This is a genomic window from Arthrobacter sp. zg-Y1110 (assembly GCF_025244865.1).
Classification (GTDB): Bacteria; Actinomycetota; Actinomycetes; order Actinomycetales; family Micrococcaceae; genus Arthrobacter_B.
Genome location: NZ_CP104273.1, coordinates 19,209 through 33,296 on the forward strand (window position 1 = coordinate 19,209; position 14,088 = coordinate 33,296).

Here is a 14,088-nt window from a genome sequence, read left to right on the forward strand (position 1 = left end):
CCCTATCGGCGCCAGCCGGGCAGCATCTCATCCAGCTGCGCTGCACGTTCGTCACTGAGGTTGGTGGCTGTCCGGCGCTGGGCGCGGACCCAGGCTGCGTGGCTGGCTTCAACGACATTCACGCTGTGCTGGGAAGGGAAGCGTTTGTTGCGGCGGCAGAACTCGGACGTCCAGCTCAGGCGTTCCTGCCACACCTGCTCGCGGCCCCTGTTCCAGCCCGGAAGCCGGGTGTCCAGTTCCCGGACCTGCTCCGGCGTCATCCGTGAACGGTGTGTGCGCTGGGAGCTGAGCCATTCGGCTACGCGGTGCTCTTCAGGATCCTGCGCCCCCGAGGTGGGGAAACGCCCGAGCCGCTCAACGACAACTGCAGCCCGGTCCACGTTCTTCGCCCATGAGAGTGGGTTCGGGTCACGCCAGTCCCGGTCCAGCTCGTCCAATGCACGGATGCGGTGCTCGGGTAGCTTGTTCTCGTTCCTGCGCTGGTAGACCAGCCACCGGCCGTAGCTTGAGACCTCGTTGGATTCCTTGCCGGCGGCCGGCAGGCGCCCGTTGGCTTCGCGGTAGTCGCGGATTTCAGCCAGCTTCTTCTGCCAGGAAGCCTCACGCGGGTCGCGCCACCCGGGCACGTTGTCATCGAGCAGCTGTGCCCGCCGCTCCGGGATGGTGTCCTTGGCGCGCCTCTGGTCGTTCAGCCAGCCTGCCAGCCGCTTTGACTCATGGTGGGACGGATTGTGCGTCGGCATCGCCCCGTACGCGTCCATGTATTCCAGGACTTCGGCAAGCCTGTCCTCCCATGCCGAATTCCGCGCCGTATTCCCGGCCTCTTCGCCCGTGAGGGCAGAGATGGTGAGCACAACATCCGCTTCAGCGTGGTGCTGCGCTGCAAACTGTCCGCCCGTAGGTACGCCCTCCGGGACTCGGTTCATTACTGCCAGTGTCATAGGTCCCCCCTAATCCCTCGGTCTGTGTACGGCCTTCCGGGAAAGCGCCGGGGCGCCGGCTATCGGGGCGGAAACAGGGGCATTTCCTTGCCAGTTCTCCCACTTAGCCCATTAACTGGGAGGATGACAGCACTTTTGAGGGACCGGACCGAGATCCGCAGCAGACAGGTGGATGAAATCGACGACGGTCAGGACCCTCCCGATCCGGGTATCCCGGACCTGTCCGACCTGGCGCCGGTCCTTGATCCGGCCCTGCTTTCAGCAGCCGAGATGGCAGTCATCGAGATGGTCCGCTTCGACGCAGCGAATCCCGCACTCAAGCCGCTGCTCATCCTGGCCGAAGCAGCATGCAGCAGTGCTCTCGACGGCATCCATGCCACCGCAGACCAGATCATCACCGGCACCCTGGCGCCGTCCGCCGCCGGACCGGACACCGGCAGGATTCTGGCAACCGCCCTGGCAGTTACCCGCACGGACCGCGGGCATCCGCTCCTCGGGGCCCCGGGCATCGCCGAGCTGCACAGGACAATAACGGGGGAGAGGGCAGCCCTGGCCGGCCCGGGATTGAAAGACCTCACCGAATTCATGGGGCGGGCCGATATGCCGGTACTCGCCCATGCCGGACTGGCCCATGCGCACTTCACTGCAGCTGCACCCTACGCAACCGCCAACGGCCGCACCGGGCGGGCGCTGGTACTGGCCATGCTCCGTGCCGCCGGCGTTACGGGCTCATCCCTCATCCCGCTCTCGGCCGGACTGGCCGGCAACACGCGCGGGTACGCCTGGGCCCTTGAAAATTACCGGGACGGAAATCCCTGCTCCATCGTGGAGTTCTTCACGGAGGCCGCCTTCATCACCCTGGACAACTGTCTGATGCTCCTGGCCGACGTCAACAAGGCAGCCGAGGAGCACAGGGTGCTTCTGGGACGCACCAGGTCGCCGGCGGCGCTGCACATCGCAGCAGATCTCGTCCGGGCCCCTGCCCTGACTGCGGCAACGGCTATGGCCGTCTCAGGATGTTCCGAGTCGGCAGCGTACCGTGCCCTGGACCAGCTCACGGCTGCAGGCATTCTTGCACCGGCGCCAAAGGCCCGCGGGACCCTGGCATGGACGGCACCGCGGGTCGTCAACGCCTTGGAAAGCTTCCTGTCGCGCGCCCTGCGCTGAATCCTGGGTTTGTCGGCCTTCCCTGTAGCGTTTAAGGCGAAAAGTCTCGATCCAGCAGGGAGCACCACCAATGCCAGTAACACTCGGAGAACTCATCACGTCCTGCAAAGGCCGCAGGACCTACGACCAGCTCTCCAGGGACTGCGGGGGAGTTCCCACCCCGGGCAGGATCCAGCAGCTGGCCACCAAGGACCAGAACCGCTTCCCGGATCCGGACACCATCACCGGCCTGGCACGGGGGCTGAGGGTCAACGCGTCCGCCGTCGTAGATGCGTGCGCGGCCAGCCTGGGCATCGTCAGCGAGGATGCTTCACCGAAGCTGACCCGGCTCATGCCGGCAGATACCGCCGCACTCACCGACGGGCAGGTTTCAGCGGTGCTGGCCGTCATCCAGACCTTCGTGGACAGCAACAACCGCCCGGAGGATTCCTAGATCGCTTCCCGGTCCTGGTTCCTGCCCCGCCATCCCGGGACGAGATCGTTGAGCTCGGCGACCTGCCCGCCATCAAGCCGGCCCTGCCTGAGCTTCTTCCGCTGGAAGGCCAGCCACGTGTACAGCCGGAGCCCTTCCGGGTCTTTGGAACGGCTGGACGGGAACCTTCCCCAGGCAGTGACGTACCGGGCCAGATCCTTCGCACGTTCGGACCATTTGATGCGGTCCAGGTTCCGCCACCCGGGGATTGCCTCATCCAGGGCTTTCACCTGGTCCTCGGTGAGTTTGCCGGCTGCCATGCGGCTTCGCTGGCGCAGCAGCCACGGGCCGGCGCCTTCCTCATTGCCCGGGACCCGGCCGCGTTCCTGATAATCCAGGATCGCCGCGGCAAGGTTGTTCTCCCAGGAGAGGGTGGTCTGGTTTGCCCGCCAGTCTCCGTCCACCAGGTCCAGAGCCTTCACCTGGACGTCGGTGAGTGCACCCTCGATTGCCTTGGCTCCCTGCCGCTTCAGCCACTGCTGCAGGGCCCTTTCCCTCGGGCTCCGGCCGCTGTCTCCCGGAAGGACGCCGTACGTGGTGCGGAAGGCCGCTACTTCTTCCAGGGTCTTCAGCCAGCGTTGGGAATCGTGCCACATGGGGGAGGGCTTATCAGGCAAGGGGCCGGTCTCCTGCTAACCGATCTTCCGGAAAGTGCAGCCCTGGACGGTGAACCCGGCCGCCCCCTCAGGGATGGTGATGCTGAACTGGGGTGCAACGTTGATGAAGTTGTTCTCGATGATGTTGCCGGCGGCGTCGGAGATCTCCCAGTAGCACTCAGTGACCTTGGGGCCGACGGTCTCCCAGACACCGGGCTGGACATCGACGCCCACGAGGTACTTGCCGGAGTCGACCTGCCGGCCCTCGGCGATGGCCAGCCTGTTGGCCTCTTCCTCTGCGATGAGCGACTGGCCGGAAGCGATCGTTGCCTCGATCACCGCCGCCTTCGGGTGGTCCGGGCACAGGATGTAGGCTGCGGCCAGCTCCTTTGCCTGGGCGCCGCTTACGACCTTGTCGATAGGGATTCCCTCGGTGTCCGCACACACCCCGTAGAGGCTCTTCAGGGCAGTGTGCCTGTATTCCGCGCCGGCTGCCTCCAGGGCTTTCATCTGGACCTCACTCGGGGTCCCTTGGCTCTGGACATTGCTGCTGCAGTGCACAGGCACGGGGTAAGCCCAGATCTCCTGCAGTGAGGCAAAGTCCATGGATTTCTGCTGCGAAGGGATATAGCAGCTATCGAACTCGATGCTTATGCCGGCAGGAGACGGGGTTGCCGTCGGAGTAGCCGTCCGGGTCGGCTTCGGGGTTGCTGTCGCCTTAGGCGTAGCAGCAGCGGTCTTCGTGGCCGCGGCAGACGGAGCGGCCTTCGCCGCCGGTTCCGACGATGGCCAGCCAGCGACGGCAATGACGATAACCAGCACGACGAGCGCTACGACCGCCAGGATGGCGCCCAGCTGAGACTTGTTCTTCATTTCTTCCCCCGTAAGTTCTTCCGGGGTAAATCTACCGGCAAATCAACCCCGGCCCGTCATCGGGAAGCAGAGGGCCCCCGGCAGAAGCCAAGGGTCCCCCGAGCGGCATGCCAAGCAGCCGCCGCAGCTGCTACCTCACCGTTTGAGCAAATGCTTCGCAAGCAGCTTGCTGTCCACGACGCCTTCACGGATGACGTCGGCGATGGCTTCAGGGGTAGTGGAGATGCCGGTACCCCGTTTCACCTCTTTGCGGATAGCGGCAATCACCGTCTCCGAAAGGATGATGCCGAGCAACGCTTCAGGAGCCGTCGCGGCACGGTGCTTCCATAGTTCGTCGATGCGGCGGCGCTTGAGAGCTTCCCTGTGCAGGAAGAACAACGCTTCTGCCTTGGATTCCAGGGACTCAGGCCCGAGGAGGTCAATTTCCAGGGCAAGGTTGACGATGACGGGCAGGCCCCCGGTGAGGTGGTAGGCCTGCCAAACCCGGCCGTTGGTGAGCACCATCCATTCCACACCCTCATTGACGGCATACATCTGGACCTGACGCAGATGCCGCTCGTTAAGTTTCTGGCTGACGCGCTTCACTTCAATGAAAGCAACCAGCTGCTTGTCGATCCGCACTCCGTAGTCAGCGAAATCCTGCTTGACCCTGAATTCAGTGGTGAGATCGGTGAACTTGTCGTACCCCAATCCTTCGCAGAGCATGTCTGTGATCAGCAGGCGGGTGTCGCCCTCGTTGGCGTCACGATCGACCAGGCTCTGCAGGGGCCCGGAGAATTTCTTTACAGCCGCCATGACTTCACTGCGCGCAGTGGTTTCCCACTTGGGTGTCTTAGGTCCGCTGGCCGGCTGCTGAGAAGGACTTTCCACCCCGGGTGCCTCTTCTTCCGTGGGCGCAGCAGACACTGTCTTCACCGGGGGCTCCTGAAGCTCTGGTGCCGGAAGATCAGGAAGGGTCGGAACCCAGCCCGCGGGGGCGTAAAGCTCTTCCGGAAGGTGAGCGTGCGCAGCCTTGACTCCAAAGCTGGTCTGCTTCAGGAGCCAGGCGATAGTGGTGGCCCAGGGCTCTACGGACTCCTGGTTGATCCCGTCAGTGCCGGCCGAATTCGCCAGGGCCACCTTTTCCAGGTCCGAGTGGCTCGGCACGGCATGACCTCGGGCGACAGCTTCTGCGGCCCATCCGGTCAGGGCTTCCATGCGGGCCGCAGCGCGCGGGCTTCCCGTCAGGGCGTTCTTCTCTTGCATTGCTGGATCCATGTTCAGTCCTTCGGCGTGCTCCGTGGGTCCGCATGATGCCGGTACTGCTTCCATCGCTGCGGGCTTTTGGAACTGGACATGCGTAGACGCGTCCAAGCGATACCGGCACTCCTACCTGGGACGCCGCCCTTCCTGCCGCCAACGAAGGAGGGGCATGGCCACAGCCGGAGCCCTCCGCAAACGTGATATGCAGTTGCCGCCAAACTCCTCAAACACCGCAAAAGTGCCGAGCTGGTAGTTGTCAGGCTGAATCTCTGGTTGCGGCAACTCGGATTTTGTAGGCTTCGGCGAGAATATCCGCGGTCTTGAGATGTGGGTTATCCACCAAGAGCTCTCGTTCAATTATGTGGATGCAGATTTGCAGTAGATCGGGCCTGGCCTTCTGGATAAGAACAGATCCGTTAGCGTCAGATTCCGTGCAGAGCAGCAGATAATACCCGAGGTCGTACGTTCCTACAGGGTTGTCAGCGCCTCCATGCTGGTTCCTTCCGATTCCTCCCTTGACGATGGAAAACTCGCGACGCTCTGAAGGGTCCAGGTGAACAGACCCCGATTTCATCTGGATTCTCAACTCTCATTCCTTCCTGTTGATCTTGTACTGCCACGTGCCTACCCTGGCCGTCGTCGTGCAGAGTTTTTCGGCATCCTTCTGTGTGCCCTTGAACTTGATGCAGCGTAAGCCTGCCGGGCGGGTCTGCCTGCCGCCGGCGGGAGCACCCTGGTGGATTGCCAGCGGTTCGCTGCTGCCTGCCAGGAGCCGGGACAGCGCCTCTTCGCCGATGGCGGGGGCAAGATCCAGCTCATTCCACCCCGGTAGCGGTACCGGTGCTTCAGTGTTGTCGGCGGGCATGATGGTGCTCCTTCTCTGCGGTGGAGTCCGGCTTCGGCTCCAGCAAGAGGACATGCGTAGGCCCGTGCCGGCGGGGGAGACGGGTGAACGCAGACGGAATCCACTCCTGCCGCACACATAGGGGCCATGAGCTTTCATCAGCGGTTGAATCCCGACGAATCCACGCCCACGGCACAGGACCGCCCTGAGGACAAGCACTACACGGCCATCGACGGCCACACCTACGACAACTCGCCGCGCTATTCCCGGTTCACGGGGGAGTGGTACTTCTCCTCTGCGTTCGCCAGACATGCCGACGACTGCAGGTGCTTCACCGACCCTGACTTCCACGGGTAAGCCTGCAGGGCCCGATGTCGGCGGTTGCCGTGGGGTTCCGACAATTCCAATGAGATGCAAAGAGAAAGCAGACCCTTGAGCACTAACAGCTACATGGCCGATACGGCCCCCAAGAAGTCCTTCGTCACAACCTGGCTGCTCGCACTCCTTCTGGGCGGACTGGGCGTTGACCGGTTTTACCTGGGCAAGATCGGTACCGGCGTCCTGAAGCTCCTGACGCTTGGCGGCTTCGGCATCTGGTCGCTGGTCGACCTGATCATCACCCTGACCGGAAACCAGACGGACAAGCAGGGCCGCCCGCTCGACGGCTACCAGGCCAGCAGAAAGACGGCGTGGATCGTCACCGCCAGCTACTGGGCCCTGAGCGCCATCGCCTCGATCGTCATGATGTTCTCCGGCATGATGGCAGTCGGATCGGCCATCGAGAGCAGCTCGACCGCACAGCCGCCGGCTGCTGTAGGACCGGAGGAACCCGCAGTCGATTCGTCCGTGCCCAAGGAGTACCAGTCGGCGCTCAAGCAGGCCAAAAGCTACTCGGACATGGCGTACCTGAGCAAGGCAGGCCTTTATGACCAGCTGGTCTCTGAGTTCGGCGGAAAGTTCTCCGCAGAGGCAGCCCAGTACGCCGTCGACAATGTGAAGGCAGACTTCAAAGTTAACGCGCTGAACCAGGCCCAGACCTACCAGGACGATATGGCACTGTCCCCTGAGAAGATCCGGGATCAGCTGACGAGCGAGTACGGCGGACAGTTCACCCCTGAGGAAGCTGACTACGCCGTAGCGAACCTGAAGTAGCGGTTGGCCGGGATCTCCGGCACCTTGAAGAAATAGCCGGGAGCCAGGTTGCTTCTGGCTATTTCTTTGCCCGGCGAAGGCAATCAGCGGCGAATTCCAACCCCCTTGCCGCACACATAAGGGGTATGGATAACTTCACGATCACCACGACCGTCACATACCGTCCGTTCCGCGTTCCGCCGCGCTGCCGGAAGCCGCGCCAGGTTGAAGAAACATTCACGATGACCACCGGCATCCCGTCCCTGACCTCGGCCGAGGCTCCGGTTGCCTGCACCTTCGACGAAAACGAACTGCTTTCGCACAGCATTGACCGTCCCGGCGCCGGCCTTCGCACGTACAACGGAAGCTTCTACACCCTGTTCCGCGACATCACCGCGGGCAGCGCCCACTTCCCGGCAGAGCAGGAACGCGACAGCTGGGCCGCCGAACGCGAAGAAGCGGAGAAGGAAGTAACCGACCGCATCGGAAAGATGATCGTCATCGACGGGAAGGTCTGGACGTCCATCGGCGAGCCCTACTACAGCGTGACTACCTACGGGACCGGCCACAACCACGGCGGCACCGGCATCAGCCTCAACTTCCAGTACGAGGGCGTAGAGCTGAATTCACACGATTACGCGGCCACCGAGCTGGAAGCCGCCATCCAGGGCGCCGTCGAAGTGGCGACCCGCCGCGGCGACACCAGGTACTTCGACCACGTCCGGCGCTTCAAAGGCGTCAACGTTCTGGTTCCCGAGGCGTTCCGGATCGTTCCCAGTCACATGCGCAAGGCCAGCAAGGAAGCTGAAGCCCGCGTCATCGCCGGTACCGTCATCTCGGCCCTGGCCGGTGCGTTCACCCGGGAAGACCTGCGCGAGGCCCGGAACGCCCTCAAGGAGCTGGACGACATGATGTACACCCACGGCCTGGAGACGGTCGGGCGGTAGTTGCAGGGGATCAGGGCTCGGGGGGAGTCGGTGCGGTGCAGCCAGCCACGCCGGCTCCTTTTTGGCTTTCACGACGACGCTAGCTATCGAGCTCTGCCCTGCGGTGGCGAAGCTCGCGTACGGCACCCCGCAGCGGAGAACCTTCCACGGGCAGGGCAGTGAGGTCGACAGTGGCCGCCGCGGCCAGTGCGATCCTGTTGGCCGAAGCTGCAGCGCGTGCCGGGAGGCTGATGGCTTCTGCGAATTCGGTCCAGTGTCGGGCTTTCAGGCCCTTCGTCCTGCCGGCGATGCTCAGGGCCAGTGTGTCGTCCCCGTAGAGCAGGGTGCACGGCACGTCGTAGACCGGTGCGACAGCGAACCCGGTGGGACCGCCCAGGATGGAGATGTTCTTGGCATGCAGGTCCCCGTTGCCGGTCAGCCAGGCGAAGAGGAACTGCAGGTACAGGTTCCTGGCGGCCACAGGGCGGGCACGGCAGGCTTCAGTCAGGGCATTGACGGCGTCCTCTGCCGAGACGTTGTATTTGGAGGCCGGCGGCAGGCCCATCACTTGTGCGGCGTCTTCCTGGGGCAGGCTCGTCCAGGTCTTCCCGTCTGGGCTCTGCCGGTCGAAACGTTCGACGAGCAGCCCGCCGGTGCCCCGTTTGTCGGTCACGACTGATGCCTTGGCCACCGGGATCTTCAACTTCCTGGCTGCCGTCAGGTGCAGCGCTTCATTGGGCACCAGGTGAGGGTATTCGGGCGGATCCAGCTTGAGAATGTACCGGTGCCGGCGCATGGCCAGGGGAGCGGTCAGCATGGAGGCGCTGGCTTTGTCCTGCACTCCGGGAAGCCCGTGAAGGTCCAGGGCACCTGCCAGTTCTGCGAAGTCCAGCTCCTCCGGTTTTGTAGTGTCGGCCAGTGCCGCCGGTTCTGCCGGTTTCTCGCCTGCAGGGACTACCTGGACGTCGCCGGGCACGTCGGCGCCGACGGCGAGCAGAAGGGTGAGCTCGTCGTCCAGGCTGGTCTTGGCCGCATTGCGCAGAACGGTCAGCCGGTGGCCTTCGGGAAGCAACCCGGTGAAGAACGGCGGCAGGGCGCCGCCGGCCGCCGCCGCGGCGTCGGCGTCGGCGTCGGCGGTGACCGGGATGGTGGTGGCCACGGCGGGCCTGCCTTCGGTGAGGTAGGCCGGGTCATAGCTGAAGGAGGTGCCGCCGCCGTCGGTGCGAGTGATGGTTCCGGCGAGGTGCCCGCCCTTGAAGACATCAGCCCGTGCAACATAGCGAAGCCCCTGCAGGTCAGCCATCAGATCGCCCTGATCTTCAGGCCGACTGCGTTGGCGGCGCCGACGACGGCGGCCAGGGACGGGTTGCCTGCGCCGGACTCGATTGCGCGGACCGTCCGCACGGCAATACCGGCAAGGTCCGCCAGATCGGCCTGGGTGATGCCTGACGCCTTCCTGGCGCTGCGGATCGCTTCTCCGAGCGCAATGATGTCTTCCACGTCTTCCTCCAGCGGCAATATCATGCCCATTGCGGGCTTCTGGCTCACATTATGCTCAGAAACTGGCGAATTAGGCAATATCCTGCCGATTCATGGCGATGCGATGTGGAACGAAGGGCCGCACTGTCTCAATAGGCAATATCGTGCCTCTCTTGCAGCCAGCGATGCCGGGGGAGTGGCGACGCGCGTGCCGTGGGGGACCCTCCAGTAGCCGGCGGGGCAGGATGGTCGCATGACTGAGCAGCCAGGCCCTCGATTCCTGACCCTTCAACAGGTCGCCGAGGAGCTGAACACCAGTTCCTCTGTCATCCGCGGATTGATCCGCACCGGAGAGCTGCCTGCCATTCAGGTTGGCGGCCGTGGGCAGTGGCGGATCGAGCGGACCATCCTGGAGCAGTTCATCGTAGAGGCATACAAGGCATCAGCGTCCACGGCTTCGGAGGACGATGAACCCATTGCCGAAAGCCACCCGTAAGTTCGACCCGGGCTAAGCCGATCCGGTCGAAGAGGTGCTTGGTTCCTGATCAGGATATTGCACTCAGTGCAACAACTTTACATAACGTTGATTATCGGCGTTGGAATTCAGCCCGGGGGAGCAGCCCTCCTGCGCCCCCGGGCACCGCGGCCACGGGACCGTCTCCCATACCTGCTCCACAGAAAATAGAGCGGCGTGAGAAGGATGGCTGCACCAAGCAGGGAAAAGACAACCCGGCCGAAAGTATCCATCTCAGCAGGGTCCATGTGTACGAATACCTCCGAGCGCAGGAAGAGAGCGCCCGCAAGGACTCCCAGGATCAGGACGGTGATCGAGACGGTGTCGCCGACTTGTCTGCCGGTCACTTTTTCCACAGCGGCGGAGATGGAAAACATAATCAATGAGACCGGAATTGCCGCCACATAACAGGCAAACCCGAAGAGGCTCACTTCAATGAGAAAGTCAGGCAGGCCGACAGCCTGCGCAGCCGAGAACAGCGTGCCAGCAACACTGATCGCCCAGGAGCCCCACTCCCATCCTTCCCGGAAGCCCCTGAGCATCTGGACTGGACCGTGAGGTGCTGCGTTTCGATCAGCCATGGCGGGATGCTAGGACGTCGCGTCCGCAGAGGCAACGGAAGTCGGCCGGAATGCCGTTCCGACGTCCCGCAGCGTGTCAGCGCTGCCGGCCGGCTCCGCTATGCCACCATCGGCCAGACCCGCCGGCCGCCGGCATGCCGCAGGGCGGACAGCACCAGGTCCTGCTCCGCGTAGTCCAGGCGCGGGAACGTCCCGTCAAGGCGGACTTCAAGTCCGTCGGCCAGCGACGCCGTGAGCATCAGGTAGCGGCTTTCGCCGCCGGAAAGACCACCGATGTACTCAGGGATATGCCTCCAGAAGACGACAGCCGTGTCGCTGCCGGAGTGGGTCCTGATCCAGGGCTGTGTGAGCCTGGCGAAACGTCCGCCATAGCCGCGGATGAGCAGTTCGACTCCCGCCTCGTCGGACAGTGTGCCGCGGGCCCAGGACCTCAGCCGGTCGTGGACATTGGTGATGCCGGTGCTTTCCATGGCTTCCCCTTCAGTGCGAAATTGAACCCAGTCTAGGGGTACGCCGCCGGTGCGTCTTCCTGGCTCTTGCTAGGCAATGCCTGCAGGAGTTTCCGCAGCCGAAGTGATGTCTCACGCAGGCGCTCTACGGCTATGTAGACCGGCATCAATTCCAGCTCTGCTGTCTCCCTGGACCCGCCGACAGGCATATCTTCCGGTGACAAGTAGGCCGGCAGGCCAAGGTCGTTCCGCCACCAGTCAAGAATCTCCTTCTCCGCCGACATTGCCTCGAATCCCGACTCGAACTGCTCAATGAGGGCTGCCCGCCATCCGTACCGTCGGAATACCTTGAGTCTGCTGGAGTCCACTGCGGTGACACCCACCTTGATCGCTCCGAGCTCTTCGTTTACGAGCAGGTACGTTACGCCAGGGGCACCCATCTTGAAGCCGTAGTCGGCACACCACCGGCACCCGCGGCTTCCCTCGCCCAGCTGGGCTACCCAGACGGCGGTTTCTCGGCCGCAGCGGCACAGACAAGCCCAAGGCCCTTCCATTCCGGGGTAGGGAACCAGCGGGCTGTACCCCGCCGCCCTGATCCTCGCCTCAGCCGTGGCTGCGTAGGTCGCCTTTTTAGTTGTCCCCTGCGCAAGGCGCCGACAAGTCTGGCACCCCCGGCTACCTGATGAGACGCTGCCGTATGTTGTGCGGGTAAGGTTTCCGCACCGCAGGCACCGGCACAGCCATTGCTTATGGGATCCGGGGAACGGTTCAAGCGGCTGCAGCTGCATGCCCTGCATGACCATCACCGCGGTGGGCTCAAACTTCTGCCGGCGCTTCAAGCCGTTCAGCCGTGCAGAGCATTTCCTGCAGCCGCTTTTTCTTGCATGCACCGTTTCGTAGACCGGCAGGCCTTCCTCTCCGCACTTCATGCAGATGCTGGGCCAATGCGCCCTCGCGCCGGGGAACGCGACGAGGGGCCGCCATCCGGACTCCAGCAGTACCTCTCGTGCGCTTTCCTCAGTGATTAGATGTCGGCCGGAGCAGGTTCTGCAGCCTTTGGACTTGTCAACACCATGCAGTTTGGGCAGGCCCTCGGACCCGCAGTCCATGCACCGGCAGCGCCACTGTTCGTGGGAGCCGGGGTATGGTTCCAGCGGCTCCCAGCCAGCCGCTCTCATGCGCTCCACAGCTGCCGGGGCGTTGGCGGCCATCCGCCGTACAGCCGCCCCAGCGTGACTCATCGCAGTCTCAACGAGCCTGCAGCTGCAGCGTGGAAAATCGCCCGCATATGCCCGGTTCCACGTCAGGGTCACATCCTCGCCGCAGTTCAGGTGTTTCGCGCGCCAGGGCTTAGAACCGCCAGGGTAATCCTCTATTGCCTCGTACCCGAGTTCGAGTAGGCGCGAAACGGCGGTTTCATTGGTCAGTCGTGCCGGCACTGGTCTACGGCCTTTCGATGACGGGGTGGAGTGACTAACGGATGCTATCCGTCTCCTCCGACATCGACTGCCCTGGCGTTATCTGCCTGACCCTCCTAGAGCCTGAAGGTGGGTTCTCCATGGCTGCGGTAGGTGTACTGGCCGGCATGGCCGTTGTGGCCGCGCGGCTGGGCTCCCGAAGCCTTCACGGATTTCGCGTAGGCTTCCTGGGCTTTTCGCTGCGCTTCAAACATGGCCAGGGTTTTGGCCCGTCCGACGGCGTCTAGGTCCTTCTGGGTGGTCGCCTTGCCCTTCGAGTCGATGAACGGCCTGCAGTTGTCGGGTGCCTCGTCTGCACCGACAGGTCCGAACGCCGTCGTGACGTAGTTGCTCGCGCCACCTTCATAGGAGGCTTCCCTTCGGTACTCGTCGTTGCCGGTGAAGACGCCACCGGTCCCGCGGGTCCATCTCACCTTCGAGACAGCATCGAAGAACGCATTGGCCACCGGGTGGGCATGGGCGTGCTCGACTGCGTTGTTGTTCTCTTCGACGATCCACTCGACCTGGTTGGTCTTCTTGTCGAAGATCACCTCGCCGTAGCCGGCGTTGAAGTCGGTCGTGCGGTTGGTCGGAAAGTCCATGTCAGTCTTCAGGACCCGGGCAGGCCTGCGTGCATACCCGTCCAGTTCCAGGGCCTCACTGAGGTCGTCAAGGAGCTTGTCCCGGGTCTTGTCCGTCTCAGTATTCCGGCCGGGGACGAAAGCCCGGATGCGTTCCCTGTCCTTGGCAGCGATGAACTGCTGGCCAGCCTTGAGGTACTCCCCCGGATCGGTCTGCTGCTTGCGGTTCAGCCCTTTCCAGAACTCCTGGCTTAGCTCGAAGACCTGCTCCTTGTGGGCCGTCTCGCCCTGCTGGACTGCCTGGCGGACTTTGGCGAACTCCGATGCGGGAAGGGTGATGATGCCCCGTTCCCATTCGTTCCTGGACATGGCTCTCCTTTTGCCCGGATCCGGGTGCCGCGAAACCTTCGCGCCGGACCGGGCATCCGAAAATACTGTGTGCGGCCGTCAGGATCCCGGCGCAGCTGCCTGTCCCAGGGTTCAGGCGCCCAGGCGCTCCATAACCGGGATGGGGAACTGGATCTGCTGAGGCCGCGGCGTGGCGGCGTGGAACCGGTGGAAAAGGCTCTGGCCGCGGGATGAGTCCAGCATGAGGGCCAGCCGGGCGGCTGGGCTGGAAGCGTCAAGGCTGAACACCAGCTCGTGCAGCTCCATCAGCCGCTTGGCGCGCGCCGGGGACAGAACTGTTCCGCTCGCCCAAGAGTGCACGCTCCTGGCCGAGGTGCCGGTGAGCCGTCCGATCTGGGCGGTACTGAGCCCGGAGCTTTTCAGCAGCTCCCGGGCTGCCTCGGTGGTTTCGGCCGTGGAAGGGGCTTTGGAGTGTTCGCTCATGACT

19 protein-coding genes are annotated in these 14,088 nt (G+C 63.6%); 6 read left to right on the forward strand and 13 right to left on the reverse strand.

Going from position 1 to position 14,088, the window contains the following annotated elements; translation table 11 throughout:
• Window positions 1–2: 2 nt before the first annotated feature.
• A complete protein-coding gene (locus tag N2K99_RS16555; protein ID WP_227934489.1) occupies window positions 3–926 on the reverse strand; it encodes a helicase associated domain-containing protein in 924 nt (307 codons plus the stop codon).
• A 138-nt stretch (window positions 927–1,064) separates the two neighbouring features.
• Between N2K99_RS16555 and N2K99_RS16560 the strand changes: the two genes are divergently transcribed.
• Together N2K99_RS16560 and N2K99_RS16565 are read left to right on the forward strand one after the other, a co-directional pair.
• On the forward strand, window positions 1,065–2,108 hold the full coding sequence (locus tag N2K99_RS16560) for a Fic family protein (protein WP_227934488.1): 1,044 nt from the start codon (window positions 1,065–1,067) through the stop codon (window positions 2,106–2,108).
• A gap of 70 nt (window positions 2,109–2,178) precedes the next feature.
• A complete protein-coding gene (locus tag N2K99_RS16565) occupies window positions 2,179–2,541 on the forward strand; it encodes a hypothetical protein (protein WP_227934487.1) in 363 nt (120 codons plus the stop codon).
• Here the strand turns inward: N2K99_RS16565 and N2K99_RS16570 are convergent.
• The 5 genes from N2K99_RS16570 to N2K99_RS16590 form a co-directional block, all read right to left on the reverse strand.
• Window positions 2,538–3,197, reverse strand: a complete 660-nt coding sequence (locus N2K99_RS16570) for a helicase associated domain-containing protein (RefSeq protein WP_227934486.1) — start codon at window positions 3,195–3,197, stop codon at window positions 2,538–2,540. The two genes, N2K99_RS16565 and N2K99_RS16570, sit on opposite strands and share 4 nt — an antisense overlap.
• A gap of 15 nt (window positions 3,198–3,212) precedes the next feature.
• Entirely contained in the window at window positions 3,213–4,049 is an 837-nt protein-coding gene (locus tag N2K99_RS16575) for a hypothetical protein (RefSeq protein WP_227934485.1), read from the reverse strand.
• A gap of 135 nt (window positions 4,050–4,184) precedes the next feature.
• Window positions 4,185–5,306, reverse strand: a complete 1,122-nt coding sequence (locus N2K99_RS16580; protein WP_227934484.1) for a type I restriction enzyme HsdR N-terminal domain-containing protein — start codon at window positions 5,304–5,306, stop codon at window positions 4,185–4,187.
• A gap of 241 nt (window positions 5,307–5,547) precedes the next feature.
• Window positions 5,548–5,877 (reverse strand): hypothetical protein, encoded by a 330-nt coding sequence (locus tag N2K99_RS16585; RefSeq protein WP_227934483.1) that lies wholly within the window; start codon window positions 5,875–5,877, stop codon window positions 5,548–5,550.
• Window positions 5,878–5,880: 3 nt separating this feature from the next.
• On the reverse strand, window positions 5,881–6,156 hold the full coding sequence (locus N2K99_RS16590) for a hypothetical protein (protein WP_227934482.1): 276 nt from the start codon (window positions 6,154–6,156) through the stop codon (window positions 5,881–5,883).
• Between the two features lie 126 nt (window positions 6,157–6,282).
• Here N2K99_RS16590 and N2K99_RS16595 point away from each other — a divergent pair, with 126 nt between their 5' ends.
• From N2K99_RS16595 to N2K99_RS16610, 3 genes are all read left to right on the forward strand, one after another.
• Window positions 6,283–6,492, forward strand: coding sequence for a hypothetical protein (locus N2K99_RS16595; RefSeq protein ID WP_227934481.1), 210 nt, complete (start codon window positions 6,283–6,285; stop codon window positions 6,490–6,492).
• Window positions 6,493–6,567: 75 nt separating this feature from the next.
• Window positions 6,568–7,287, forward strand: coding sequence for an Ltp family lipoprotein (locus N2K99_RS19105; protein WP_227934480.1), 720 nt, complete (start codon window positions 6,568–6,570; stop codon window positions 7,285–7,287).
• 125 nt (window positions 7,288–7,412) lie between these two features.
• Window positions 7,413–8,213, forward strand: a complete 801-nt coding sequence (locus tag N2K99_RS16610) for a hypothetical protein (protein WP_227934479.1) — start codon at window positions 7,413–7,415, stop codon at window positions 8,211–8,213.
• Between the two features lie 79 nt (window positions 8,214–8,292).
• Here N2K99_RS16610 and N2K99_RS16615 read toward each other — a convergent pair whose 3' ends face one another.
• The gene (locus tag N2K99_RS16615; protein WP_308036464.1) at window positions 8,293–9,495 is read right to left on the reverse strand and encodes a HipA domain-containing protein; all 1,203 of its coding nucleotides are present in this window, start codon (window positions 9,493–9,495) and stop codon (window positions 8,293–8,295) included.
• The gene (locus tag N2K99_RS16620) at window positions 9,495–9,722 is read right to left on the reverse strand and encodes a helix-turn-helix transcriptional regulator (protein ID WP_227934478.1); all 228 of its coding nucleotides are present in this window, start codon (window positions 9,720–9,722) and stop codon (window positions 9,495–9,497) included. Before N2K99_RS16620 ends, N2K99_RS16615 begins: the two co-directional genes overlap by 1 nt.
• Before the next feature lie 202 nt (window positions 9,723–9,924).
• Here N2K99_RS16620 and N2K99_RS16625 point away from each other — a divergent pair, with 202 nt between their 5' ends.
• Entirely contained in the window at window positions 9,925–10,167 is a 243-nt protein-coding gene (locus N2K99_RS16625) for a helix-turn-helix domain-containing protein (RefSeq protein WP_227934477.1), read from the forward strand.
• Window positions 10,168–10,274: 107 nt separating this feature from the next.
• On the opposite strand, the gene N2K99_RS16630 is transcribed toward N2K99_RS16625, so the two are convergent.
• The 5 genes from N2K99_RS16630 to N2K99_RS16650 all read right to left on the reverse strand — a co-directional run bounded on the left by N2K99_RS16630 (window position 10,275) and on the right by N2K99_RS16650 (window position 14,084).
• Complete coding sequence (locus N2K99_RS16630) at window positions 10,275–10,766, reverse strand: hypothetical protein (protein WP_227934476.1); 492 nt, start codon at window positions 10,764–10,766, stop codon at window positions 10,275–10,277.
• Window positions 10,767–10,864: 98 nt separating this feature from the next.
• Entirely contained in the window at window positions 10,865–11,236 is a 372-nt protein-coding gene (locus N2K99_RS16635; protein ID WP_227934475.1) for a hypothetical protein, read from the reverse strand.
• 32 nt (window positions 11,237–11,268) lie between these two features.
• Window positions 11,269–11,655 (reverse strand): hypothetical protein, encoded by a 387-nt coding sequence (locus N2K99_RS16640; protein ID WP_227934474.1) that lies wholly within the window; start codon window positions 11,653–11,655, stop codon window positions 11,269–11,271.
• A 1,094-nt stretch (window positions 11,656–12,749) separates the two neighbouring features.
• Entirely contained in the window at window positions 12,750–13,622 is an 873-nt protein-coding gene (locus N2K99_RS16645) for a hypothetical protein (protein ID WP_227934473.1), read from the reverse strand.
• A gap of 111 nt (window positions 13,623–13,733) precedes the next feature.
• Complete coding sequence (locus tag N2K99_RS16650; RefSeq protein ID WP_227934472.1) at window positions 13,734–14,084, reverse strand: hypothetical protein; 351 nt, start codon at window positions 14,082–14,084, stop codon at window positions 13,734–13,736.
• Window positions 14,085–14,088: the final 4 nt, after the last annotated feature.